Genomic DNA, 23975 nt, shown 5'->3' with positions numbered 1-23975 from the left:
TCCTTCTGGCGCCGCGAAAGCCTGCCTGTATTAGGCTTGTCGAAGGAGTGGTCTCAATTACACGCCATGTAATATTCGCTCGCGCTGCCGTCTGATTTCCTGCCAAGCCTCACGCCGCGCGGTCTCGTTCCCGAAGCCGGTTCATGGAACCTGCGCCCGTAACTCTGCGTTTCATGCAGGCAATTGCCGATCGCGGAGGGCGGCGGCTCGAGGGTGACCATGAAAACCGAACCCGCTACCTTGGGCGCAGGCGTTGCCGATGAGCCAGATCCGCGCGTCGAGACCCGCGCCGACACGCATCTGATGCGTTCGCTGCTCGTCGGCATCTTCCTGTTCATGGCCATCTACGCGCTCTACTTCGCCCGCGCCTTCTTCATGCCGGTGATGCTGGCTTTCCTGCTGGCGCTGACACTGACGCCGATCGTCCGGCTGCTGCGCAAGCGCGGCATTCCCGAAGTGGTGTCGGCGACCCTTCTAGTGCTGCTGTCGATCTGCATTTTCGCCAGTGCCGGCTACCTGCTCAGCGGCCCGGTCATCGACCTCATCAACAACACCTCGTCGATCGGCCAGCAACTGACCGAGCGGCTGGCGCAATTGCGGCGTCCACTCGAGCGGATCATGCAGATCTCGCATCAGATCGAGCAGCTGACCGCGACGTCGCAGGAGCCCGGCATCCAGAAGGTGGCGGTCGCCCAGTCAGGGATGCTGTCGTCAGCGGCCAGCAACATCCTGTCGGCGGGAACAAGCCTCACCATCATCTTCGTGCTGTCGCTGTTCCTGCTCGCCTCGGGCACGATGTTCTACGAGAAGATCATCCAGTCCTTCGCCAGCCTCAGCGAAAAAAAGCGGGCGCTGCGCGTCGTCTACGACGTCGAACGCGAAATTTCGCACTATCTGCTCACCGTCACCATCATCAATGCCGGCCTCGGCGCGGTGATCGGTCTTGGCCTGTGGGCGCTCGGCATGCCCAACCCGCTGGTCTGGGGCGTCGCCGCCGCCCTGCTCAACTTCCTGCCCTATGTCGGGGCGCTGATGACCATCTTGCTTGTCGCGGTGATGGCGCTGATCAGCTTCGACACCATCTCCTACGCGCTGCTGGCACCGGCCTTCGTGCTGTTGTGCGACACTGTCGAAGGCCAGTTCGTGACACCGATGGTGGTTGGCCGGCGTCTTGAGATCAATGCCGTGGCGATCTTCGTCGCCATCGCCTTCTGGTCGTGGCTGTGGGGCTTCGTCGGCGCCCTGATGGCAGTGCCGCTGTTGGTCGTCATCAAGGTGTTCTGCGATCATTTCGAGGGGCTCAGCCACGTTGGCAATTTCCTCGCCGCGCAGCAGACGGCAGTCGTCGTGGACGATGACGTCGCCGATCCCGAATCCGCAAAAGGCTGATCAATATTTTTGAATTTGCGGCGCCGACAGGCGCTTCCTACATGCGGTCCCTACACAGGATCCCGTTCATGACAGCCCTTTCCGTTCTCGACCTGTCGCCGATCATCGAAGGCAGCGATGCCTCGCAGTCGCTGGCCAACTCGCTCGATCTTGCCCGTCATGCCGAGCTGCTGGGCTACAAGCGCTACTGGCTGGCCGAGCATCACAACATGCCGGGCATCGCCAGCGCGGCCACCGCCGTCGTCATTGCCCATGTCGCCGGCGGCACCAGGACCATTCGCGTCGGCGCCGGCGGCATCATGTTGCCTAATCATGCGCCGCTGGTGATTGCCGAGCAGTTCGGCACGCTGGCCGCCTTGCATCCTGGCCGTATCGATCTCGGCCTCGGCCGCGCGCCGGGCACCGACATGGGCACGGCTCGAGCGCTGCGCCGCAACCTCGAGGCCGGCGTCGACAATTTCCCGCAGGATGTGGTCGAACTGATGGGCTATTTCCAGCCGGCCGAGGAGGGCCAGCGCATCCGCGCCGTGCCCGGTGAGGGCCAGAACGTGCCGATCTGGATCCTTGGCTCCAGCCTCTACGGCGCGCAGCTCGCCGCCATGCTCGGCCTGCCTTACGCCTTTGCCTCGCATTTCGCGCCGGCGGAACTCGATCACGCGCTGGACACCTACCGCTCGCGCTTCCAGCCGTCGGAACAGCTCGACAAGCCGCATGTCATGCTCGGCCTCAACGTCTTTGCCGCGCCCACGGACGCCGAAGCGAGGCTGCTGTTCACCTCGCTGCAGCAGGCCTTCGTCAATCTGCGCACCGGCAGGCCCGGTCGGTTGCCGCCACCGGTCGAGAACTATGACCGCGATCTCGATCCGATGGCCAAGACCATGCTCGGCCAGGCGCTGTCCTGCGCCGTCGTCGGGTCCCCGGACACGGTCAGGCAAGGTATCGACGCGTTCGTGCGCCGCACCGGCGCGGACGAGCTGATGGTCACCGCGCAGATGTTCGATCATGCCGCGCGGGTGCGGTCGTTCGAAATCCTGGCCGAGGCCCACAAATCGCTGTCGCAGGCGGCCTGATAGTCTTGGAACGGGATACTCCTGGCTTGGAAGGTGCGGTCTGCTTCTGCTAAGGGGCGAGGCATCCTTCCGCAACATCGAGTTCCCCCGTGAAAAATGACCATGACGCACGCATGCTGTTTGCCATCGATCTGGCGCGGCGGGCGGGCGAACTTGGCCTGAAATATTTCCGCGACCTCGACAGCCTGACCATCGAGAGCAAGGGCCATCAGGACTTGGTCTCGGAAGCAGACCGCGAGGTCGAACTGTTCCTCCGCGCCGCCATTGCCGCCGACTATCTGCAGGACGGCATCGGCGAGGAACTTGCCTCGGTAACAGGCTCGACAGGCTATGTCTGGGTGATCGATCCCATCGACGGCACCGCCAATTTCGTGCGCGGCATTCCGGCCTGGTGCGTGGTGATCGCGTGCGCCCGGCATGGCGAGACCGTGGTTGGGGTCATCCACGAGCCGTCGACCGGCGAGACCTTTCACGGCCGCCTCGGCGGCGGCGCCTTCGTCAATGGCAGGCCGATCAGGACAAGTGCTGCCACCAGCCTGGAAGAAGGGTCTGTCGGGACCGGATTCTCAAACCGCGACGACACCGAAAATGTCGCCGTGCTGGTTCGCATGATCCTGGCCGAAGGTGGCGTCTTCTTCCGCAACGCATCCGGCGCCTTGATGCTCGCCTATGTCGCCGCCGGCCGCCTGCTGGGCTATGTCGAGGAGCACATGAACGCCTGGGATTGCCTGGCTGGCATGCTCCTGGTCGAGGAAGCCGGTGGCACGGTCGTCAAACCCGATCCGACGACGGTGCTGCAGAATGGGACGCTGGTAATATCAGGCGGCAGGGGAGTCTTCCCGAAACTGCATCAGCTTGGTTCAGAGGCGTTCAAGCTCTGACCCTGCCGACTTCGTCATCCAGGGCAGGGCAGGGCAATCACGCCAGTTTGGCCAGCAGCTTCATGAAGGTGGCGATCTCCTTGGCCGAGAGTGGCGCCAGCGTTTCTTGGGTGATCTCGCGCGCCAGCGGGATCAGGCGCTCGATCGCCTCGCGGCCCTCCGCGGTCAGGTTGACCAGCAGCCGCCTTTTGTCGACTTCATGCTTGGAAAGCTCGACCAGGCCGCGTGCCTTCAACCGGTCGATGACACCCTTCACCGTCGCCGCATCCATGGCGATCAGCGTGCCAAGCTGGTTCTGCGAGGTCTCGCCGACATCGCGCAGCTTGGCCAGTGCCGCGAATTGCGGCGGCGTCAGATCGGCGATATGGGCGGCGAAGATCGAAACATGGCGCTGGTGCGCCTTGCGCAGGATGAAGCCGACCTGCTCCTGCAAGCGATAATCGTTTTCATCAGGCTCTTCGGCGTCGACGAGCTTCAGCAGATTGTCCCCGCCGCTCACCGCAGCCCGTCCCAGGCCTTGATATCCCCAGCCGCCAGCCCGCCCATGCGGTCGTGCACGCGCGGGCCACAGGTCATGGCGAGGCAGAACAGGATCTCGTCGGGGCGCGGGCCGTCGTTGATGCCGACTTCCATGGCGTCGAAATGGCTGCGCACATAGGCGGCATTGATGTGGCCGAGCGGCACGTCGAGCCGCGAGCCGAAGGCGCCGACCTTCTTCGCCGACGGTACGATCGCCTTGGCATCGCCGAGCCGTTCGCGCATGGCATAGCCGCCGGGCACATGCCACAGCGCGCCATGCTCAAGCTCGCCGGCGGTGCCGACGATAGCGCCCTTGCCATAGCCGTCGATCTGCTTGGGATCGCCGCCGAGTGCCGCGATCAGCCGGTCGGCCAGCAACAGGCCGAGCGGCTTCAGATCGTCCATGGCGCTCTGCAAGTCTTCCACGTAGCGCCCGGCAAACGGGTTCTTGACCAGCGCCATGGCGGCGGCGCGCCGCCGCGGCACCTTGGCCATCGGCCCGCCCTCATGAAAGATCTCTTCGGTCAGAACCGCGATCTTGCGGATCGGAAACTCAGGCATGGGCAACTTCCTTCCCTGGACTTTTGTTGGGCGCGGCAAGCGCCATGTAACCACTGATGCGGGTCTGGCCGGCAAGAAACAGCGCCGACGTGGCAATCAATCCTCTGCGGCGGAAATCTTCGGCGAGGGCAAGTCCGCTGTCCAGCGCCGTGGCGATTTCCGCTGAAGAAAGCCGTCCGACCTCCTGCGTCACCAGCCGGTCGCCAAGGTCGCTGTCCGGCGCCATGTCGCGCGCCGGCACACGCCGGATGGCCGGATGGCCGGGCAGGTCGACGGCATTGGCGATTAGCGTCGCCGCGGCATCGGCTTCGGCCCCTGTGCGCGCCAGCACGGTGACGGCATCGGCGATGCCAAGCGAAAACGAGCGCCCGCGCCAGCCGCTGGTGGCGACGCCGCGCACCCCATCCCCGGCATGGATGACGACGCGGTCGGCCAAGCCATGTCCGGTGCCGGCGATGACAAGTGTCATCGACCGGCCGGTGCCGAGATGGAGCGCGCTGTCGCCGCCATTGTTGACATAGGCGCGGTCAATCCGACGGCCCGCAAGCAAGGCGCCGAGTACTTCGTCGGCTACCGAACCCGCGACAGCGGCCATCGGCGTGATGAAATCTTTCGCCAACGGCACGACGGCCGCTTCCATGCGCCGCGCTGTCGGACCAGCGAAGGTGCGCGGCCGCAACGCGGCCGGCCGGCGCAATTCAGGCAATTCCTCGACCAGTTCGGCCAAAATGGTCTGGAAGCGCGCTGCGGCCTGCTCATAGGCCTTGCGGCATTCGTGCGCCTCGCCAAAGGCCTCGACGATCAGGTCGATCGGCCCGTGGTTCAGATGCAGCCGCTTGCCGTCCTGCAGCCAGTGTGCTTGCGGGCCGGTCATTATCCGGCCCCGTTCGGGGGCACACGGTGCAATTGCGCCAGCGGCGGCCATGGATTGCCGGCCGCGGCACCCGTGCCGCGGCGCGGATTGAGATACTCGCCGCCCTTGGCAACGATATCCTCGACGCTGCGGATTTCGGCCTCATAGCCGCCAAGCCTGACATAGTCGTCGCGGCGCAGAGTGAACTCGATCGGTGCCACCAGCGCCGGTGTCGGCACATAGCCGAAGGCGCCCTCCGGCACTCGCGTGACATCGACCATCAGCGTGATGCCGCCGCCCGGCCAGACATAGACCGGCGCGCCGCCAACCGTCACATAAGTCTTCAGGCCTTGCACGGAACGGGTCAAGTTGACCGGGTTCTCGGTAACGCCGGCGCGCAGCGAACCGCCGGCGCCGCCGATGAACAGCACGGTGCACAGCGCCGGCTCGCAATTGTCCTCGATCAGCCCGACGGATTTCTGCAGCCGCTCCGGGAAGGGTTTCTGCACCGGCTTCAATTCGTCATCGAGTTCGTAATAGGCAAACTGCTCGCCGGTGGTCGAAACCATCAGCAGCGACAGGCCGGGCCGCGCGCCCTTCTTGGCGTTCCATTCGCCGAGGATCGACAGCGGGTCGGAAATGCTGGTGCCGCCCCAGCCGAGGCCGGGCTCGGACACCTTGAAATAGCGGCCAGGCGTCGAGCGGCGGCCGATGATTTTTATGCCCGTATCCTGCCAGCCCAGCACCTTGCCGGCCTGATGCTCGGAAACGACGCCGGTGATGTGGTCGTCGACCACCACGACCTCGTCGACAAGCCCGCGCCATTGCGTGGCGAACATGCCGATGGTGGCGGAGCCGCAGCCGACCCGCATGCGGTGTTCCTGCTTTCCGTCGATAACAGGTGGTTTGCCGGCTTCGACGATGATCGTGGCGCCGCCGTCGATGGCCAGCTCCACCGGCTTGCGGTTGCACAGATTGAGCAGCGCATCGCAGGTGGCGCGGCCTTCCGACTTCGAGCCACCGGTCAGATGATGCACGCCGCCCAGCGACAGCATCTGCGAGCCGTATTCGCCCGTCGTGACGTGGCCGATCGCCTCGCCAGCCGCGCGGACTATCGCGGTCTCGGGACCAAGGTGACGGTCGGTGTCGATCTTCACCTTGACGCCGCAATAGGAGAAGATGCCCTCGGTGACGACGGTGACGAGATCGACGCCCTCGACTTCCTGGCTGACGATGAAGGGCGCCGGCTTGTAGTCGGGATAGGTGGTGCCGGCACCGATTGCGGTGACGAAGCGGCGGCCGGTGTTGACCAGTTCGCCATCCCAGGCCTCGCCCTCGGCGACGAACGGCACCATGGCCGTGCCCGACTCGGTCGCGTGGTCGAGGATGGTCAGCGGGTCCATGCGTACGATCCTGCCGCCGACATTGCCGTAGCGGTCGCAGGCGCCGGTGCGGCCATCGGCGATGTAGCACATGACCGGGCAGGCATCACAGCGGATCTTCTCAGCCACCTGCTTCTCGCCGGGATCGTGGGTTTCGAAGCGTTCGGCAAGCTCGCTCATGGGCGTGCCTCCTTTTCGCGAATAGCGGCCCGGATGCGCGTCGGCGTCGCCGGAACCTTGGTGACCAGGACACCGGTGGCATGCCTGATGGCATTGAGGATCGCCGGCGCCGTCGGGATCAGCACGTGCTCGCCCAGACCCTTGGCGCCGAACGGTCCTTCCGGATCGGGAACCTCGATCAGGATGGTCTCGATCGGCGGCACGTCGCCAATGGTCGGGATCAGATAGTCGTGCAGATTCTCGGTGCGGCCGGGGATGTATTCCTCCATCAGCGCCATGCCGATGCCTTGCGCGATTCCGCCCTCGATCTGGCCTTCGACCAGCAGCGGGTTGATCGCCTTGCCGACATCGTGCGCCGCGGTGATCTTGATCAGCTTCACCGTGCCGAGCTTGAGGTCGACCTCCAGCTCGGCGATCTGCGCGCCGTAGCCATAGACCGCATAAGGCTTGCCCTGGCCCTTGGCATCGAGCGGCAGCGTCGGCGGATCGTAGGTCTCCTCGGCGCGGAAGACGAAGCCATCGGTGTCCACGTCGAGGGCGGCGAGATCGATGCGGCGGGCGGCGTCGCCCTCGCGGATGACGAGAGCCAAGCCATCCAGTTGCAGGGACGCCCTTTCGGAAACATTGGCAAAGCGCAGGATCTTTTCGCGCAAGGCGCGGCCGGCTTTCTCGGCGGCCTTGCCGGTGACGAAGGTCTGGCGCGAGGCCGAGGTCTTGCCGGCATCGGGGGAGATGGCAGTGTCGGCGCTTTTCAGCCGGAATTTCTCCAGCGGCAGGCCCAGCGCGTCGGCGCAGATCTGGGTGATGACCGTGTTCGAGCCCTGGCCGATGTCGACCGCGCCCTGATGCAGGATGATGTCGCCGCAAGCCGCGATGCCGACCCGAATGGTCGATGGGTTGGGCAGCGAGGTGTTGCCGCAGCCATACCAGCAGGAAGCCACGCCAACGCCGCGCTTTCTATCGGTGTTGGTGCTGTTGAATGCATCCGCGTCAGTCTTCGCGCGCGACCAATGCGGCCGCAGGGATTCCAGGCATTCGGCAATGCCGACGCCGGAGTCCAGCCGCTGTCCGGTAACCGTTTCGGATCCGTTCCGAAGGCAGTTCTTCAGGCGAAACTCGAGTCGGTCGATGCCGAGTTTGCCGGCCAGCTCGTCATAGAGCGTCTCTTGCATGATCGTCGCCTGCGGCACGCCGAAGCCACGGAAGGCGCCGGAGATCGGGCCATGGGTATGGATAGCGCGGCCCTCGGCCCGGTAGTTCGGCGTCGCATAGGGGCCGGACGCATGCACTGGCACGCGGTTGGCGACCGTCGGCCCCCAGCTGGCATAGGCGCCGGTGTTGAAATCACCGGCAAAGATCATGCCGGTGACAAGACCGTCGGCATCGGCGCCGATGGTCGCCTTCATCTCGGCCGGATGGCGCTTGGTGGTCGACATCATGGATTCGTTGCGCGTGTAGGCAAGCGCCGCCGGCCGGCCGGTCTTCAGCGCCACAAGGCCGATCAATGGCTGCAGCGAGACGTCGAGCTTCGAGCCGAAGCCGCCGCCGGTCGCGGTCGGCACGATGCGCACCTTGTCGACGGCAAGGCCGAGCACTTTAGCGGTCTCGTCGCGGTCCATATAGGGCGCCTGGGTGCAGGCGACGACGACCAGCGTGTCGCCATCCAGATAGGCATAGCCGGCTTCCGGCTCGATATAGGCATGCTCGACATAGGAGGTATCTATGGCGCCGGACACGGTGACGGCAGCGCCGGCAAGGGCCGCCTCGGGATCGCCGCGCTCGACAAAGCCGGAGGTGAGCAGGTTCGCCGGGCGGCTTTCATGGATCAGCCTGGTGCCGCTGGCCTGTGCTTCGCAAGGCTGCAGGACATGCGGCAGCTCGCTCCAGCGGACCGGAAAATCCGACAGGTCGAGATCGAGGATGGCCTCGCGCTCGCCGGCGACCAGCGCCACCGCCTCGCCGCGAAGGCGAGCAAAACCCTCGGCCAGCGCCGGCTGGTCGGCGAACGGGCCGATAACGCCGAAGCAGTTCTTTCCCGGAATGTCAGCGGCGGTGAAGACACCGGCGATGCCAGCATGCGCCTGCGCCCAGCCATCGAGGTCGCCGAAGGCGAAGCTGGCATGATAATGCGGCGAGCGCACCACCAGCACGGCCAACGCATCGGTGGGGAAGGAATCGCCGCCGAATTTCTCGCCGCCGGTCACCTTCGGCACACCGTCGAGCCTGATGGGTGAGGAGCCGATGGCATGACCGGACTGAGGCAGGCGGAAATCGAGGTTTCCGGCCTGCTGAGAGGCATCCATCACCGCCGCGATGATCTTCCGGTAACCGGTGCAGCGGCAGAGGATGCCGCCCAGCGCGTCCTGCACCTCGGCCTCGGTCGGGTTGGGCTTCTTGTCCAGCAATGCCGTTGCCGCGACCAGCAGCGCCGGCGTGCAGATGCCGCACTGCGCCGCGCCATGATCGAGAAACGAGGCCTGCAGCACCGACAGCCTTCCATTGGCGAGCCCTTCGACTGTCGTGACCGCCGTTCCCGCGGCGGAAGCCGCCGACATCAGGCAGGCGCAGACAGGATCGCCGTCGATCAGCACCGTGCAGGCGCCGCAATCGCCGGCGTCGCAGCCGACCTTGGTGCCGGTCAGCAGCAATTCGTCGCGCAGCACGGAGGACAGCCGGCGCAGCGGCGGCACGTTGACCGAGATGGCGGCGCCATTCACCGCGAAGGCGATGTCGGCTCGCTCAGGGCCGAGGCCAGGCTGAACGCCGCCCGGATCGGGCAGAGCTTCACGCACGTCGGGCGAGACCTGGCTCATGCCGCCACCACCTCGTGTTCATTCATTGGCCCACAGGCCTTCAGCACGGCGCGGGCAACGATTTCGCGCACCGCATCGAGCCGGTATTCGGCGCTGCCGCGCACATCGGCGATCGGCGATAGCTCAGCCATCGGCGCGGCCAGGACCGCATTGGCGAGCGCTTGGCCGGCGGGCAAGCCGCGCAAGGCGGCTTCGACGCCGGCGAGGCGCTTGGCCACCACCGAGCAGGAGCCGGCGGCGACCGCCGCTTGCCTGACAGTGCCGTCGTCGACGACCAGACGCGCCGCCACCATGGCGATCGAAATGACGAGATAGCGCCGTGCGCCGAGCTTGACGAAGCCTGACGTGCCGGTGGCGGCAGGTTTCGGCACGCGGATCGCTGCGACCATCTCGCCGGGCTGCAAGGCCGTGCGGCGATTGCCGAGAATGAAATCCTGCAGCGGCAGATGACGCGTCGCCGCCACTGAGCGCAGTTCGACCTCGGCATCGAGGATCAGCAGGGCGGGCACGCCGTCGGCGGCCGGCGAGGCGTTACAGAGATTGCCGGCGACCGAGGCGACGTTCTGGATCTGCACCGAGCCGACTTCACGCGCCGCCTGCTTCAGTGCGTCGAAGGCCGGCGGCAAGGGATGGCGGATGATGTCTGTCCAGGTCGTGCGTGCACCGATGACGAGATGGCCGTCCGTCTCGACTATGCCGCGCAGCGCCGCCAGGCCGTTGATGTCGAGGACATTGTCGCGGAAGGGCTTGCTGCCTTGTGCCGGATAGAAATCGGTGCCGCCGGCAAGAATGCGCCAGGCGCCCTCGCCAAGCAAAGCGAGCGCTTCGTCGACCGAGGTGGGTTTCGCGTAACGGATCACGCTTTGCCTTCCAGTAAAGAGGTCTTCCAGAAACTGGTATTTCGAAAGACCCTGCCAGCACAAGCTGCCGGACGAAATTCATTCGTATGCAAATGATATCAAGACGGCAGGAATTGTCAAAGCCAGAGTTTGTGGCAGCTCGCGCGGGCACGCATTTGTTATGCCTTGAGAGGTTGACGCCGCCGGCCATCTGGTCGAGTTTCTGCGTCCGGTCGCGTCAGCGGCATTTTCCACTGGAGCCTGCATACAGAAGAGGAAAGCCCCATGGCCGACGAAGCGCTTGTTGTCATCGACCTGCAGAACGACTTTTGTCCGGGCGGCGCGCTGGCGGTTGCCGGCGGCGACGAGATCGTGCCGCTGGTCAACGACCTGATCCGGCACGCCGACCATGTCGTGCTGACGCAGGACTGGCATCCCGCCGGCCATTCGAGCTTTGCCTCCAGCCATCCGGGCTCACAGCCTTTCACGATGATCGACATGCCCTACGGCCAGCAGACTTTGTGGCCGGACCATTGCATCCAGGGCAGCCTGGGGTCGGATTTCCATTCCGGCCTCGCCTGGACCAAGGCTGAGCTCGTTATCCGCAAGGGGTTTCGGCCTGCCATCGATAGCTACTCGGCCTTTTTCGAGAACGACCGGACGACGCCGACCGGCCTTGCCGCTTATCTCAGGGAGCGTGGCATCGACACGCTGACCCTGGTCGGGCTGGCGACCGACTTCTGCGTCGCGTTTTCGGCGCTGGACGCCGTCAAGCATGGCTTCAAAACCACCGTCCGGCTCGATGCCTGCCGGGGCATCGATCTCAACGGTTCACTCGATGCCATGCTGAAGCGCATGCGCGATGCCGGCGTGACGCTCGAAGACCACGTCCTGGATTGAACGCACCGTGGGGCGCAAGAGGGGCTTTTTGCGGATTGCGACTGGAGCGGGCGCTGCGATAGCCGTCGCGCTGCTGTTTCCGGAACAAGCCTTGGCGGCGGAGGAACACGGCCTGCCCGGCGCCTCGATGTCGCTGTGGTGGGCGCTGCCCTTTGCCGGCCTGCTGTTGTCGATCGCCACCGGCCCGCTGCTGTTCCAACATGTCTGGGAGCACCATTACGGCAAGATCGCGGCCCTCTGGGCGGCGCTGGTGATCGTGCCGCTGGCATTGGCCTTCGGTCTCCCCTTGGCGACCGAGGCGGTGCTGCATGCGCTGCTCGCCGAATACATGTCTTTCATCATCTTGCTGTTCGCGCTGTTCACCATTTCGGGCGGCATTCTCGTTGCCGGCAATATCCACGGCACGCCGCTGGTCAATGCCGGGCTGCTGCTGGTCGGCGCGTTGCTGGCCTCGGTCATCGGCACGACCGGTGCCTCGATGATCCTGATCCGGCCGATCATCCGGGCCAATGACAACCGGCCGTTCAACGCCCATGTCGTCATCTTTTTCATCTTCCTGGTTTCCAACATCGGCGGCTCGCTGACGCCCTTGGGTGACCCGCCGCTGTTCGTCGGTTTCCTGCGCGGTGTCGATTTCTTCTGGACGACCACCAATCTCTATCGCGAGACCCTGTTCGTCGGCAGTGTCGTGCTGGCGGCATTCCTGGCGATCGACATCATCCTGTATCGGCGCGAGGGCGGCGCGCCGAAGATCAAGGACCCGACGCCGGATTCCAAGATACGGCTCCGCGGCCTGCCCAACGTTCCACTGCTGGCCGGGGTCATCGGCGCCATCCTGCTGTCGGCGACCTGGAAGCCGGGTGTCAGCTTCTCCGTCCAGGGCGTCAGCCTCGAACTGCAGAACCTGGTGCGCGACGCCATCATCCTGGTGCTGGCCTTCGTTTCGCTGGCCGTCTCACGCAAGGAGTACCGCGAGGCGAACGGCTTCAACTGGGGTCCGATATCAGAAGTGGCGAAACTGTTTGCCGGCATCTTCATTGCAATCGTGCCGGTGATCGCCATCCTGAGAGCCGGCCCCAGTGGCGCGCTGGCGCCGCTGGTCGCGCTGGTCACTTCGCCTTCCGGCCAGCCCAACGACCTTGCCTATTTCTGGCTGACCGGGGCGCTATCGTCCTTCCTCGACAACGCGCCGACCTACCTGGTGTTCTTCGAACTGGCCGGCGGCGACCCGCGGCACCTAATGGCGGAGGCCGCCTCGACCCTGGCGGCGATCTCGGCGGGCGCTGTGTTCATGGGCGCCAACACCTATATCGGCAATGCGCCCAACTTCATGGTCTATGCCATCGCCAGGCAGCGCGGCGTCAGCATGCCGGGCTTTTTCGGCTACATGCTGTGGTCCGGGCTGGTGCTGATCCCGACCTTCCTGGTTGCGGGCTTGCTGTTCTTCGGCTGATCAGCCGACACCGACATAGCGGCGAACCGCCGACGGGTCGGCGCGCAATTCCTCGACATCGACTGTCTCGCGGTTGCGGCCGTTCTCGATGAAGCAAACACGGTCGGCGACGGACAGCACCGCATCGACGCGCTGCTCGACCAGGATGGTAGAGACATGCATGTCGCGCAGTTTCGACATCGTCTCGCGGATTTTTGCGATCATCGACGGCATCAGCCCTTCGGTCGGCTCGTCGAGCAGCAGCACCTGCGGCTCGAGGCAGAGCGCACGCGCCATGGCCAGCATCTGTTGCTCGCCGCCGGACAAGGTGCCCGAGCGCTGCCGGAGCCGCTGGCGCAGCAGCGGGAAGAGATCGAGCACGCTTTCGCGCGTCGCCTTGCCCTTGCCGCGCGCCATCAGCCCGATCTCGATGTTTTCCGCCACCGTCATCTCGGCGAACAGACGCCTTCCCTGCGGCACATAGGCGACACCGGCCTTCGGCACCTCATGCGCCGGCAGACCGGTCAACTCCTGGCCACTGAGCCTGATCGATCCGGCGCTGGCCGGGACAAGACCCATGATGGCTTTGAGCGTCGTCGTCTTGCCGGCGCCGTTGCGGCCGAACAGGCACAGCACCTCGCCCTTGTTCAGCACGAGGTCGAGACCATAGAGCACCTGGACCTCGCCATAGAAGCAGTCCAGTCCCGAGATCACCAACGCTCCAGACGTTGCCTCCGTCATATTCGTTGCAGTCATGGGGCGGTCCCCAGATAGGCTTCCTGGACAGCCGTGTTCTCGCGGATCGCCTCGGGCGTGCCTTCGGCGAGGATCTTGCCGGCGTTGAAGACGGTGATGCGGTCGGCCAGCTGCATGACGACCGGCATGTTGTGTTCGATCAGCAGCACGGTCGCGCTTCTGGCGATCTCGCGCACCAGGTTGATGAAATTGTCGATCTCGCTGTCGGCCAGGCCTTGCGTCGGCTCGTCGAGGATCAGCAGGCGCGGCTTCAGCGCCAGCCCCATCGCCACCTCCAGTAGGCGCTGGTGGCCATAGGACAGCTGCCCGGCAGGCATGTGGGCGCGGTCGGCAAGGCCGGTGCGTTCGAGCGCGGTCATGACGCCGGCGCGTACGGCGCCTTTCGAGCGGCCGTCGCTCAGCGTCCGCTGCACCGGCAGCGCGACATTGTCATAGGCGGAGAGATTGGCAAAGACGCTGGTGATTTGGAACGTGTAGGCGATGCCCTGGCGGACGCGGACATAGGCCGGCAGGCTGGTGATGTCGGCTCCGTCGAAGACGATCATGCCGGAAGACGGTTGGATGCGGCCACTGACCAGGCTGACGAAGGTGGTTTTCCCCGCACCATTGGGACCAATGACGGCGCGGATCTCGCCGGGCATCAGCGCGAAGTCGACCCCATCGACGGCACGCAGGCCACCGAAATTGCGCGACAGGTCCTTGGTGGTCAAAAGCGGCATCATGGCAGCCACCCGAGCCAACGCTGCCGGATGCTGCCGAGAATGCCTTTGGGGAAAAACAGCACCAGCAGGATGAGGGCCACGCCGACGATCAGCAGATAGGCCGAGGTGTAGCCGCTGGTGATGTCGATCACATAATACATGAACAGCGTGCCGATCAGCGGCCCGAGCGTCGTGGCGCCGCCGCCGAGAAGCACCCAGAGCAGCGGCAGGATCGAGTATTGCACCGAAGCGAAGCTCGATCCGACATAGCCGAACAGCAGCGCATAGGCGGCACCCGAGGCAGCGCAGATGATGCCGGAGATGACGACGGCGGCGAGCTTGTTGGAGAACGTGTCGTATCCCAGCATCTTCGTCCGCTCCTCGTTCTCGCGGATGGCGACCAGCACGCGGCCATATCTGGAGCGGACGATCGCCAGGGTGACGAGAAGGACGATCGAAAACAGCCCGAGCGCGCTCATGTAGCGGACGGTCGGGTTGGTGAGGTCGAGCAATGTCTCACCAAAGGTGAGCACCCGCGCCTGCTGCGGCACGACCATGCCCTGGTCGCCACCGGTCCACCCTGCAAAATAGAGGACAAGGAGATAAAAAACCTGCGCGAACATCATGGTGACGATCATGAAGGCGACGCCCGTCGTGCGCAGCGCCAGCAGGCCGATGACCAGTGAAAGAACAACACCACAGCCGAGGCCTGCGGCGAATGCCGCCGGCACGCTCCAGCCGAGCTGGATGACGGCAAGGCCGGCACCGTAGAGCCCGGCGGCAAAGAACATGGCGTGGCCGAGGCTGAGCAGGCCGACATAGCCGAACAGCATGTTGTAGCCCATGGCGAAGACCGCCAGCACCATGATGCGGGCGAGCAGGCCGTGGTAGTACTCCGGCAGTAGGAAGCTCAGCACGAGCAGCAGCGCGATGACGCCGAGATGCAAACCGTAGGCTTTTGCCGGCGAAGCTTCGCTCATCGCGATGCTGTCCCGAACAGGCCTTGCGGCCGGAACACCAGCACCATGGCAACCAGCAGCGTGGCGATGATCTTGGCCAGTGTCGGCGAGAAGAACATCGAGATGATGCCGTCCGACAGGCCGATCAGCACGGCGGCGACGACCGTGCCGCGCAGCGAGCCGAGACCGCCGATGATGACGACGATGAAGGAGAGCAGCAGCGGATCCTGACCCATCAGGTAATGCGCCTGGCTGATCGGCACGATCAGCACCGCCGCGATGGCTGCCAACATGGCGCCGAGCGCGAAGACGCCGCCATAGACGCGGCCGACGGGAATGCCGAAGGCCTGCGCCGTCTCGCTGTCATACTGCGTGGCACGCATGATGAGGCCGATCTTCGTGCGCGTCAGCACCAGCCATGTCGCGAGCAGCAGCAGGGCCGAAGCGGCGATGATCGACAGTTTGTAGCCGGAGTAGCCGAACCACGGCAAAAGGATACGATAGCTGAATGGCGGCTCCACCGGCCGCGCCTCCGGACCGTAGAAGGTCAGCGCGAGCTGCTGGATGATGTAGAGCATGCCGATGGTGGCGACGATGGTGGCTTCCGGATTGTAGTTGAGCCGGCGCAGCACCAGCCGCTCGGCGACCAGCGCGATGGTGCCGACGATAAGCGGCGCAACCACCAATGCCGCCAGGAAGCCGAGCGCCGGATGGCCGCCGATCGCCGTGGTGATTGCCCAGGCGAGCACGGCACCGAGCATGAAGAACTCGCCATGCGCGACATTGACCACCCGCATGACGCCGAACACCAGCGACAGGCCAAGCGCCGTCAGCGCCAGCACGGCGGAGGTAACGAGGCCTTCGAGGGCGGCGAGGAGGAGGTGCGGACCAAAGTGCATTCAGGGCGCCCTTACCCTCCCCCTAGGGGGAGGGTGACCGCGCAGCGGTCGGGTGGGGGGTGGGGCACGGGCCGTCGCGACCCCCGCCCCGTCTCATAGGCTTCGCAGGTGCGAAGCCTATTTGCCGACCCTCCCCACAAGGGGGAGGGTAAGGCGCCTCACAGCGCCTGCGTCGTATAATCCCCTTCAGCCTCGTAAAGCCCGTCCTCGATCTTGGTCTTGTGGACGACCTTGAGCTTGCCGCCCTCGACCTTGGAGATGTTCTGGATGCCAAAACACTGGTGGATCTTGCCGTTGAAGGTCTTTGCACCTTGCGGGTGTTCCGGACCCTCGGCGAAGGCGGTCAGCGCTTCGGTCGCCTCGACCAGCTTGGCGCGGTCTTCGGGCCCCTTGTAGCCGGCGTCTTCCATCGCCTTCTTGACGACGTAGAGCGTCTCCCAGCAGCCGAACATATGCGCGGCGGTGGAGACGTCCTTGGGGTCGCCGACGGCGGCGCCATTGTCGTCGATGCCGACAGCGGCGCGATAGGCCTTCTGCGCCTCGGAATCATCGGCCTGCGCATAGCGCGGCGAGCCTTCCCAGAAATGGCTGCCGTCGAGGAATTCAAGGCCGGGGCTGTTGATGTCGGTGGCTTCGAGCGAATCGATGAAGCCGAACAGCTGCGGCCGGTTGGAGCCGTAGAATTCGCCGAGTTCCTTGACGAAGGTGAGCACCGCCGGACCGACCATGACGTGGTAGATCACCTCGGTCTCGGCCGGGATCTGCGGGAAGTATTTGGTGAAGGACGATTCCGTCGGCGGGATGGCGATCTGGGCGATGACGTCGGCGCCTTGCGCCTTCAGCGCCGGCGGCAGGTAGTCGCGGTGATCGTAGCCGAAGGCGAAATCCGGGAAGATCATGGTGACCTTCTTGCCGACATTACCGGCAATCCACGGCGCCATCGACTGGATCTGGCTCTTCACGTCGGTGATGCCGGGCTGGAAGACATAGCGGTTCAGCTTGGTCGAGGCGACATGATGGCCTTCGCTGACGACGAAGTAGGGGATCTTGGCCTCGCCTGCGGCGGGCGCCGAGCCGATGACGACATGCGAGAACAGCGTGCCGAAGACGATGTCGGTCTTGTGCTGGGTGGCGAACTTGCCGACCACCTCTGCGCCACGGCCGGGATCGGTGCCGTCATCCTCGACGATCACCTCGACCTGACGGCCATTGATGCCGCCCGCGGCGTTGATCGCCTTGATCGCGGCGGCGGTGGTCTTCTCGTACCAGCGGCCATAGGCGGCGCCGATGCCGGTGCGATGCGACTGGAAGCCGATCTTGATCGGCGCCGAACTCTGCGCCTGGGAATAGCGGACGAAACCTGGCGCGGTGACCAGGCCGGCGGTGGCGGCCAACCCCTTCAGCGCCGTGCGCCGGGTGAGGCCGGTTTTCGAGAGGTCGAAGGTCTTGCTCTTGTCCATGATGCCGTTCCCCTTGTTCAGCGTTAGGAGCGCAAAGTCCGCTCAGTTCCGGAAGTCGAAAAATTGCATGTGTACAAACTAAATCACCAAAGTCCGGACACGGCAATGCCGGTTCGAGCTCTTTGTCTTGACTCAATTCCGGACGGAAAACCGTTTCACACTTTTCCTGGAATTGCTCTAGGGGAATCACGGCTTGTTTTCCAGCGCAAACGGCTCAGCCCACCGTTGGCGTGGCGAGCAGCCAGAGGCCGAAGACCGTATAGGCGATCATCAGCACGGTGAGCGGGAACTGGCTGAGTGCTGCGCGGGAGGACTGCGGGTGCAGGCGCCAGGCGAAACCGTGGGCGACGAGGACGGCGAGCACATGGCCAAGGATGATGGCGCCGGCCTGGACATTCCACAGCCACCACGCCGAGTCCGCTCCGGCAACGATGCCGGCCTCGATCTGCATGTCGGCGGTGCCGAACAGGTTCCAGCCCAGCGCGAACGGATCGGACAGCGCCGCAAGCGCATACTGGCCGTCGACGAGCAGCGACTTCAGGTAATGCGCGACATGATAGGCAAGGGCGATCGGCACGATCGACCAGACAAGTAAGCCGGCTGCGTCGCCAAAGGCCTGAGTGCTGCCGGCAAGACGCTGACCGAGCCAGACGGCGAGCATGAACACCGCTGCCAGGAGCAAGAATGTCAGAACGAGCCCGAAAGTGCCGCTGCCGATCACGGCGGTGCGGCCCGGGAATTCGAGCGGATTGATACCGAACAGGCCGAGCCAGAAGAAGGTTTTCGACAGGCCGTCGAAGGATACCGACGACAGGGCAAGAAGCAGGAAGGCAATGCCGCTGGTCGGCAACGGTTCGGCGGCGAGCAGTTTGGCGCCCGGCCAGCACAGGCCAAGCCGGCCGGTTTCGTTGCGCTCGACGACGGCGAAACGCGCCACCATCGCGAAGAAGACCGTCAGGAATTCGCCGCTGCGGCTCCAGCCACGGTAGCCGAACGCCAGCATGGCAAGGAAGGTGAGCAGCCAGTAGAGACCGGCGGCCAAGGCCAGCCGCGCCGGATCGTCGGGCGCCGGATCGATGAGTTCGAACCAGGCAAAGGCGAAGAACAACAGGACCGCCGGCCAGCAGCCGAGCCATTGGGGAAGCCGGCATGCCGGTTCATCCCCCGCGCCGAACAGGCGCGAAGCAAGACGCCACGGCCCATACCACGGGTTCAGCCATGACCAGAGATCACCGAAGACCCCTTGCAGCAACGTGACGCCGGCCCAAAGCAGGGTCCAGATCACCAAGGGCAGCGGGTTGGAGAGCGGGTCGCGGCTTCCGAAAAAGCCGGTGGCGACGAGGATTGCAAAGCCGGCAAAGGAGATCAGGCTGTAGACGGCGCTGGCATTGTCGCTGAAGGCGAACAGCGGCAGGCGTCGGCGCCAGAAACGATCGAGCCAATCCCCCGGCAACAGCGCCAGCACGAGGAAACTGACGGCGACGGCGAAAGCCCCGCCAACCAGATAATAGCCGGTCGGCAGGAGCAGGACGTGGCCACGGTCGGAGGCGTGGGCGAAGGCGGGGGAGGGAAGAAGAAAGGCCAGCAAAGCGACGAAGCATGCGAGCAGGGTTATCGAGGAAAAACGCTCTACGGCGCCCCCCGAGATGTCCGGTAGGACAGAGGGGGGCGCGAAGGAACTCACGCTATCCAAGATTGCGATCTTTGGCTGGCGTAGCCACCCCTCACACCTTGACCAGTTGCTCCACGCGATCCTTTTCACCGAAGATCCTGAGATAACGCTCGATCTCTTTCTCATCGCCGGTCGCCTTGGCCGGATTGTCGGAAAGCTTGACCGCTGGCCTTCCATTGGCCTCGGTGACCTTGCAGACCAGCGATATGGCGTCCAGGCTGTTGGTTTCGGTTGGCGCGCAGCCCTCGAAATCATTGGTGAGGTTGGTGCCCCAGCCGAACGACATGCGTACCTTGCCCTTGAAATGGCGGTAGGTCTCTTCGATGGTTTCGACCTCGAGCCCGTCGGAAAAGATCAGCAGCTTCTGCCGGGGATCCTTGCCCTTGTCGCGCCACCAGGACAGGATTTTCTCGCCACCCTCGATCGGCGGTGCGCTGTCGGGGCGAAAACCGGTCCAATCGGCCACCCAGTCCGGCGCGTCGCGCAGGAAGGACGCCGTGCCGAAGGCATCGGGCAGCACGATCAGCAGGTTGCCGCCATAATAGCGCTGCCAGTCCTGCAGCACCTTGTAGGGCGACTGTTTCAGCTCTTTTTCCGAATTGGCGAGTGCTGCGAACACCATCGGCAGTTCATGCGCGTTGGTGCCGAGCGCTTCGAGGTCGTTGTCCATGGCCAAAAGCACGTTGGAGGTGCCGGTGAAAGCCTCGCCGATGCCTTCCTTCAACGCCTCCACACACCAGCGCTGCCACAAGAAGGAATGGCGCCGGCGCGTGCCGAAGTCGGAGATGCGGATGCCGGGCAGCGCCTTCAGCCGTTCGGTCTTGGCCCACATCTTGGCCTTGGCGCGGGCATAGAGCACATCGAGCGCGAACGGGCCGAACGCCCGCATGGCGGCGCGCGAGCGCAATTCGTTGATGATGGCGAGCGCCGGGATCTCCCACAGCGTGGTGTACATCCACGGCCCGCTGAAGGTCAGCTCATACTGGCCGTCGCGCTTAGACAGTTCGTATTCCGGCAGCCTGAAATTCTCCAGCCAGGCGAGGAATTCCGGCTCGAAGATCTGCTTGCGGCCGTAGAAATTGTTACCGCCGAGCCAGATCATCTCTTTCTTGCTGAAGCGCAAGGTGCGGGCATGGTCGAGCTGTTCGCGCAACTCGCCCTCGTCGATCTCGTCGGCCAGCCGCACCGAGGTGGTGCGGTTGATCAGCGAGAAAGTCGTGTCGACCTTGGGGTACATACCCCAGATCATCTGCAGCATCAAAAGCTTGTAGAAATCCGTATCGAGCAGGCTGCGCACGATCGGGTCGAGCTTCCAGGTGTGGTTGTAGACACGCCGCGCAATATCGGTCTTAGCCATGTTTCAACACCGCCTTCGCTGCCTGCTACTCACAACCGCGACAGGCCTCATAGCATCGAATTGGCCAAAACGCTGCCCGGTTTCAGGCTGGCCCGACAAAAAGAAAACCCTGCATGCGGCGGAACACGATCGGCCGTCGCCGCCAATGACAGGCCGATGTCAGTTCCCGGTTCTGCCGCCGATGACCCTGAGCGCCGGACGCTTGCGGCGGGTGACGACGCGGCCCGCCACCGGCGCATCGGCGCGGCCGTCATCCTGCGCCTTCTCGGCAAACAGCCAGTCGATGAACAGCTGCACGATCGGCGTCGACTTCATTTCGTTGCGGCAGACGACATAGAAATCGTCGACCGCCGGCACCGACAGGCTGAACGGCGCCACCAGCATGCCCCTGGCCAGCAGCGAGCTCGCCGTCACCGAATCGCCCAGCGCCACGCCGTGGCCGTGGACCGCGGCTTCAACCGCCATGCGTGCGTCGCCGAGATGATGGCGGCGGCCACGCTCCAGATCGAGCGCATCGGCGGCGGCCAGCCAGGTATGCCATTCGCGGCCGTCGTCGCCATGCAGGAAGACATGGTCGGCGAGGTCCCTGACGCTGCGGATCGGACGGTTGTTGATCAATGTCGGGCTGACGACGGGAAACAGTTCGAGCCCCGACCATTTGCGCATCCAGCAATCGGTCCAGCTGCCGTCGCCGTAATGCACGCAGACATCGATCTGCGGCGCGCGGATATCCTTGGCGTCGTTGGAAGGGATCAGCGTCAGCCTGATGTCAGGATACTGCGCCATGAAACTGCCGAGCCGCGGTGTCATCCACAGCAACAGCAGTGCCGGCACGCAGGAGACAGAGAGTGTGCCGCTGCTCGCTGGCCTTGTCATGCGCTGGGTGGCGGCGGCGATGCCGTCGAAGGCGGTCGATACCGCCGGCAGCAACTCGGCACCGTGCGGCGTCAGTTTCACCCGCTGGCCGGCGCGCTCGAAAAGCTTGACGCCGAGCGACAGCTCGAGCGCCTTGATCTGGTGGCTGATGGCGCCATGTGTGACATTCAGCTCACTCGCCGCCTTGGTCAGCGAGCCATGGCGGGCCGTTGCCTCGAAGGCGCGCAGCGGATTCAGCGGTGGCAGGCGCTTGGCCATGAGCATCCATTGAAGCACGATTCCGAAAAGTGGAGGCCGGTTTTCGGATGAGGTCGTGCTCAGAGTTGATTGTGAGGTTTTCTCACAGCAAACACCCTAACAATATCAATTGATTTTTCAATGCGGCTGCCAGACACTTTGGCCCGGAACAGCATCAAGACGTGAAATCTGCAGGCAGCCAGCGGGACAGCGACCCGGCCGGATGACGGCCGGTTCGCCTGAGGTCACCGACGGCCGCACTGCATCAGCCCGGCAGGAGGAGCGGACATGGGTTACGATCGTGGCAAGCTCGACGCGTTGCGTCGCAAATATGGCGAGAGCCATGGCGGCGAGATGTTCGACCCGAAATTCCGGCGCGTCGCCGACAAGATCTTTTCCAAGACCGGCACGCGGCTGGCGCCCTATTCCGGCATCCCCACCTTCCTTGCCGCGCCCTACCGCGAAATATCAGCCGACAATCCGGATTTCGGTGACCTGCAGGTGGCGATCATCGGCGTGCCGATGGACCTTGGTGTCACCAACCGGCCGGGCTCGCGTTTCGGGCCAAGGGCGCTGCGTGCCATTGAACGCATCGGCCCCTACAACCACGTGCTGGAATGCGCCCCGACGCACGAACTTCGGGTCGCCGACATCGGCGACACGCCGTTCCGCAGCCGCTACCGGCTCGAGATCAGCCATGAGGACATCGAGCGCCGCACCAACCAGATTGTCGATGCCGGCGTCATCCCGCTTTCGGTCGGCGGCGACCATTCGATCAGCCATCCGATCCTGAAGGCCGTCGGCAAGAAAGCTCCTGTCGGCCTGATCCACATCGACGCCCATTGCGACACCAGTGGCCTGTTCGACATGACCAAGTTCCACCACGGCGGACCGTTCCGCAACGCGGTGCTCGACGGCGTGCTCGACCCGACGCGCACCATCCAGATAGGCATTCGCGGCTCGGCCGAATATCTGTGGGAGTTCACCTACGAGTCCGGCATGACCGTGGTCCATGCCGAGGAAGTGACCGGTCTCGGCATTCCCGCCATCATCGAGAAGGCGCGCAAGATCGTTGGCGACGGCCCGACCTATGTCTCCTTCGACATCGACAGCGTCGATCCGGCCTTCGCACCCGGCACCGGCACGCCCGAAGTCGGCGGGCTCACCACGCGCGAAGTGCTCGAACTGCTGCGCGGCCTGAAGGGCCTCAACATCGTCGGCGGCGACGTCGTCGAAGTGGCGCCGCAATACGACGCGACCACCAACACCGCCCATGCCGCGGCACAGGTGCTGTTCGAGATCCTGAGCCTGATGGTGTTCAGCCCGGCGATCACTGGCAAGGGAGCCTGACGTCTAAAAGAGCAAAGGCGGCCGCCGCGCTGGAGCCGGCGGCCGACCCAAACAAACAAAGCTTCCAGAAGGGGAATACCAATGACAATCCGAAAGACACTTGCATCCATCGCCGCCATGCTGATGCTTGGCACCGCCGGTCTCGGCTTCGCCACACAGGCTGCCAACGCCGACGCGCTGGCAGACATCACCAAGGCGGGAACCATCAATGTCGGCGTCTTCGCCGATTTTCCGCCCTTCTCCTCGGCCAGCGCCGACATGAGCCTCAAGGGCTATGACATGGATGTCGCGCAATACATTGCCGACACGCTCAAGGTGAAGCTCAATCCCGTCGCCGTCACCGGCCAGAACCGTATCCCGTACCTGAACGACCATCGCGTCGACCTCCTGATGAGCGTCGGCTATTCGAAGGAACGCGAGCAGGTGATCGACTTCGCCGCTGCCTACGCGCCCTACTACATCGCCGTGATCGGTCCGGCGGCACTGGCGGTCAAGGGCAAGGAAGATCTTGCCGACAAGTCGATCGCCGTCAACCGCGGCACGCTCGAAGACACCTCGCTGACCGAAGCAGCCCCCGCATCGGCCGACATCAAGCGTTTCGACAACTACAATTCGGTGATTCAGGCCTTCATCTCCGGCCAGACGCAGTTGATGGTCGTCGGCAACGATGTCGGCGCGCAGGTGCTGGCCAAGCAGGACGCGCTGAAGCCGGAGCAGAAGTTCCAGCTTTTGACCTCGCCCTCGCATATCGGCCTCAACAAGAACGAAGACAGCCTGAAGAAGGCGGTCAACGACGCCATCGCCAAGATGCTGGCCGACGGCAAGCTGGACGCAAGTTCGCAAGCCTGGCTGAAGACGCCGCTCAATCCCGACAACCTCAAGGATTGAG

General features: G+C 64.4%; 21 protein-coding genes. 7 read left to right on the top strand and 14 right to left on the bottom strand.

Annotated features, from left to right (window positions below; genetic code table 11):
• Window positions 1-219: 219 nt before the first annotated feature.
• The 3 genes from ACFSOZ_RS32695 to ACFSOZ_RS32685 all read left to right on the top strand — a co-directional run bounded on the left by ACFSOZ_RS32695 (window position 220) and on the right by ACFSOZ_RS32685 (window position 3340).
• Entirely contained in the window at window positions 220-1389 is a 1170-nt protein-coding gene (locus ACFSOZ_RS32695; RefSeq protein ID WP_379105012.1) for an AI-2E family transporter, read from the top strand.
• Window positions 1390-1457: 68 nt separating this feature from the next.
• Window positions 1458-2459 (top strand): LLM class flavin-dependent oxidoreductase, encoded by a 1002-nt coding sequence (locus ACFSOZ_RS32690; RefSeq protein ID WP_379105010.1) that lies wholly within the window; start codon window positions 1458-1460, stop codon window positions 2457-2459.
• Between the two features lie 89 nt (window positions 2460-2548).
• The gene (locus ACFSOZ_RS32685; RefSeq protein WP_379105008.1) at window positions 2549-3340 is read left to right on the top strand and encodes an inositol monophosphatase family protein; all 792 of its coding nucleotides are present in this window, start codon (window positions 2549-2551) and stop codon (window positions 3338-3340) included.
• 37 nt (window positions 3341-3377) lie between these two features.
• Here the strand turns inward: ACFSOZ_RS32685 and ACFSOZ_RS32680 are convergent, their stop codons facing one another.
• From ACFSOZ_RS32680 to ACFSOZ_RS32655, 6 genes are read right to left on the bottom strand one after another with little or no spacing between them, the layout of a single operon-like run.
• Window positions 3378-3839, bottom strand: a complete 462-nt coding sequence (locus ACFSOZ_RS32680; protein WP_379105006.1) for a MarR family winged helix-turn-helix transcriptional regulator — start codon at window positions 3837-3839, stop codon at window positions 3378-3380.
• Window positions 3836-4420, bottom strand: coding sequence for an amino acid synthesis family protein (locus ACFSOZ_RS32675; RefSeq protein WP_379105004.1), 585 nt, complete (start codon window positions 4418-4420; stop codon window positions 3836-3838). The genes ACFSOZ_RS32680 and ACFSOZ_RS32675 overlap by 4 nt, the downstream gene beginning before the upstream one ends.
• Window positions 4413-5294 carry a UPF0280 family protein gene (locus tag ACFSOZ_RS32670; RefSeq protein WP_379105002.1) on the bottom strand — a complete coding sequence of 294 codons (882 nt, stop codon included), beginning with the start codon at window positions 5292-5294 and terminating at the stop codon, window positions 4413-4415. The genes ACFSOZ_RS32675 and ACFSOZ_RS32670 overlap by 8 nt, the downstream gene beginning before the upstream one ends.
• Window positions 5294-6835: a 6-hydroxynicotinate reductase gene (locus tag ACFSOZ_RS32665; RefSeq protein ID WP_379105000.1), complete on the bottom strand. Its 1542-nt coding sequence runs from the start codon at window positions 6833-6835 to the stop codon at window positions 5294-5296. The genes ACFSOZ_RS32670 and ACFSOZ_RS32665 overlap by 1 nt, the downstream gene beginning before the upstream one ends.
• Entirely contained in the window at window positions 6832-9648 is a 2817-nt protein-coding gene (locus ACFSOZ_RS32660; protein ID WP_379104998.1) for a molybdopterin-dependent oxidoreductase, read from the bottom strand. Before ACFSOZ_RS32660 ends, ACFSOZ_RS32665 begins: the two co-directional genes overlap by 4 nt.
• Window positions 9645-10508: an FAD binding domain-containing protein gene (locus ACFSOZ_RS32655; RefSeq protein ID WP_379104996.1), complete on the bottom strand. Its 864-nt coding sequence runs from the start codon at window positions 10506-10508 to the stop codon at window positions 9645-9647. Before ACFSOZ_RS32655 ends, ACFSOZ_RS32660 begins: the two co-directional genes overlap by 4 nt.
• Before the next feature lie 264 nt (window positions 10509-10772).
• Here ACFSOZ_RS32655 and pncA point away from each other — a divergent pair, with 264 nt between their 5' ends.
• Together pncA and ACFSOZ_RS32645 are read left to right on the top strand one after the other, a co-directional pair.
• Window positions 10773-11387 carry a bifunctional nicotinamidase/pyrazinamidase gene (gene pncA / locus ACFSOZ_RS32650; protein WP_379104994.1) on the top strand — a complete coding sequence of 205 codons (615 nt, stop codon included), beginning with the start codon at window positions 10773-10775 and terminating at the stop codon, window positions 11385-11387.
• A 28-nt stretch (window positions 11388-11415) separates the two neighbouring features.
• Window positions 11416-12840: a sodium:proton antiporter gene (locus tag ACFSOZ_RS32645; protein WP_379104992.1), complete on the top strand. Its 1425-nt coding sequence runs from the start codon at window positions 11416-11418 to the stop codon at window positions 12838-12840.
• Here the strand turns inward: ACFSOZ_RS32645 and ACFSOZ_RS32640 are convergent, their stop codons facing one another.
• From ACFSOZ_RS32640 to gcvA, 8 genes are all read right to left on the bottom strand, one after another.
• Window positions 12841-13575, bottom strand: a complete 735-nt coding sequence (locus tag ACFSOZ_RS32640; RefSeq protein WP_379104990.1) for an ABC transporter ATP-binding protein — start codon at window positions 13573-13575, stop codon at window positions 12841-12843.
• The gene (locus ACFSOZ_RS32635; protein WP_379104988.1) at window positions 13572-14297 is read right to left on the bottom strand and encodes an ABC transporter ATP-binding protein; all 726 of its coding nucleotides are present in this window, start codon (window positions 14295-14297) and stop codon (window positions 13572-13574) included. The genes ACFSOZ_RS32640 and ACFSOZ_RS32635 overlap by 4 nt, the downstream gene beginning before the upstream one ends.
• Window positions 14294-15256, bottom strand: a complete 963-nt coding sequence (locus ACFSOZ_RS32630; RefSeq protein ID WP_379104986.1) for a branched-chain amino acid ABC transporter permease — start codon at window positions 15254-15256, stop codon at window positions 14294-14296. The genes ACFSOZ_RS32635 and ACFSOZ_RS32630 overlap by 4 nt, the downstream gene beginning before the upstream one ends.
• Window positions 15253-16134, bottom strand: a complete 882-nt coding sequence (locus ACFSOZ_RS32625; RefSeq protein WP_379104984.1) for a branched-chain amino acid ABC transporter permease — start codon at window positions 16132-16134, stop codon at window positions 15253-15255. The genes ACFSOZ_RS32630 and ACFSOZ_RS32625 overlap by 4 nt, the downstream gene beginning before the upstream one ends.
• A 158-nt stretch (window positions 16135-16292) precedes the next feature.
• On the bottom strand, window positions 16293-17594 hold the full coding sequence (locus tag ACFSOZ_RS32620) for an ABC transporter substrate-binding protein (protein ID WP_379104982.1): 1302 nt from the start codon (window positions 17592-17594) through the stop codon (window positions 16293-16295).
• 214 nt (window positions 17595-17808) lie between these two features.
• Window positions 17809-19242 carry a hypothetical protein gene (locus ACFSOZ_RS32615; protein ID WP_379105201.1) on the bottom strand — a complete coding sequence of 478 codons (1434 nt, stop codon included), beginning with the start codon at window positions 19240-19242 and terminating at the stop codon, window positions 17809-17811.
• 76 nt (window positions 19243-19318) lie between these two features.
• Window positions 19319-20623 carry a nicotinate phosphoribosyltransferase gene (gene pncB, locus ACFSOZ_RS32610; RefSeq protein ID WP_379104981.1) on the bottom strand — a complete coding sequence of 435 codons (1305 nt, stop codon included), beginning with the start codon at window positions 20621-20623 and terminating at the stop codon, window positions 19319-19321.
• A gap of 159 nt (window positions 20624-20782) precedes the next feature.
• Window positions 20783-21757 (bottom strand): transcriptional regulator GcvA, encoded by a 975-nt coding sequence (gene gcvA, locus ACFSOZ_RS32605; protein ID WP_379104980.1) that lies wholly within the window; start codon window positions 21755-21757, stop codon window positions 20783-20785.
• Window positions 21758-22024: 267 nt separating this feature from the next.
• Between gcvA and speB the strand changes: the two genes are divergently transcribed.
• Both speB and ACFSOZ_RS32595 read left to right on the top strand, forming a co-directional pair.
• Entirely contained in the window at window positions 22025-23086 is a 1062-nt protein-coding gene (gene speB, locus ACFSOZ_RS32600; protein ID WP_379104979.1) for an agmatinase, read from the top strand.
• Between the two features lie 81 nt (window positions 23087-23167).
• Window positions 23168-23974, top strand: coding sequence for a transporter substrate-binding domain-containing protein (locus ACFSOZ_RS32595; protein WP_379104978.1), 807 nt, complete (start codon window positions 23168-23170; stop codon window positions 23972-23974).
• The last annotated feature ends 1 nt before the right edge of the window (window position 23975 follow it).

It is taken from the genome of Mesorhizobium newzealandense, from assembly GCF_042682145.1.
Taxonomy (GTDB): Bacteria; Pseudomonadota; Alphaproteobacteria; order Rhizobiales; family Rhizobiaceae; genus Mesorhizobium; species Mesorhizobium newzealandense.
Note: the sequence above shows the minus strand (reverse complement) of the source record. Positions and strands in the feature narration are given on the sequence as shown.

Bases quoted from the DNA above. Each gene is read 5' to 3' on its own strand.
- ACFSOZ_RS32670 (WP_379105002.1), bottom strand. From the start codon at position 5,294: ATGACCGGCCCGCAAGCACACTGGCTGCAGGACGGCAAGCGGCTGCAT.
- ACFSOZ_RS32630 (WP_379104986.1), bottom strand. From the start codon at position 15,256: ATGAGCGAAGCTTCGCCGGCAAAAGCCTACGGTTTGCATCTCGGCGTC.
- ACFSOZ_RS32595 (WP_379104978.1), top strand. From the start codon at position 23,168: ATGACAATCCGAAAGACACTTGCATCCATCGCCGCCATGCTGATGCTT.
- pncB (WP_379104981.1), bottom strand. From the start codon at position 20,623: ATGGCTAAGACCGATATTGCGCGGCGTGTCTACAACCACACCTGGAAG.
- gcvA (WP_379104980.1), bottom strand. From the start codon at position 21,757: ATGGCCAAGCGCCTGCCACCGCTGAATCCGCTGCGCGCCTTCGAGGCA.
- ACFSOZ_RS32675 (WP_379105004.1), bottom strand. From the start codon at position 4,420: ATGCCTGAGTTTCCGATCCGCAAGATCGCGGTTCTGACCGAAGAGATC.
- ACFSOZ_RS32695 (WP_379105012.1), top strand. From the start codon at position 220: ATGAAAACCGAACCCGCTACCTTGGGCGCAGGCGTTGCCGATGAGCCA.
- ACFSOZ_RS32665 (WP_379105000.1), bottom strand. From the start codon at position 6,835: ATGAGCGAGCTTGCCGAACGCTTCGAAACCCACGATCCCGGCGAGAAG.
- ACFSOZ_RS32620 (WP_379104982.1), bottom strand. From the start codon at position 17,594: ATGGACAAGAGCAAGACCTTCGACCTCTCGAAAACCGGCCTCACCCGG.
- ACFSOZ_RS32635 (WP_379104988.1), bottom strand. From the start codon at position 14,297: ATGATGCCGCTTTTGACCACCAAGGACCTGTCGCGCAATTTCGGTGGC.
- ACFSOZ_RS32640 (WP_379104990.1), bottom strand. From the start codon at position 13,575: ATGACTGCAACGAATATGACGGAGGCAACGTCTGGAGCGTTGGTGATC.
- speB (WP_379104979.1), top strand. From the start codon at position 22,025: ATGGGTTACGATCGTGGCAAGCTCGACGCGTTGCGTCGCAAATATGGC.
- ACFSOZ_RS32690 (WP_379105010.1), top strand. From the start codon at position 1,458: ATGACAGCCCTTTCCGTTCTCGACCTGTCGCCGATCATCGAAGGCAGC.
- pncA (WP_379104994.1), top strand. From the start codon at position 10,773: ATGGCCGACGAAGCGCTTGTTGTCATCGACCTGCAGAACGACTTTTGT.
- ACFSOZ_RS32660 (WP_379104998.1), bottom strand. From the start codon at position 9,648: ATGAGCCAGGTCTCGCCCGACGTGCGTGAAGCTCTGCCCGATCCGGGC.
- ACFSOZ_RS32625 (WP_379104984.1), bottom strand. From the start codon at position 16,134: ATGCACTTTGGTCCGCACCTCCTCCTCGCCGCCCTCGAAGGCCTCGTT.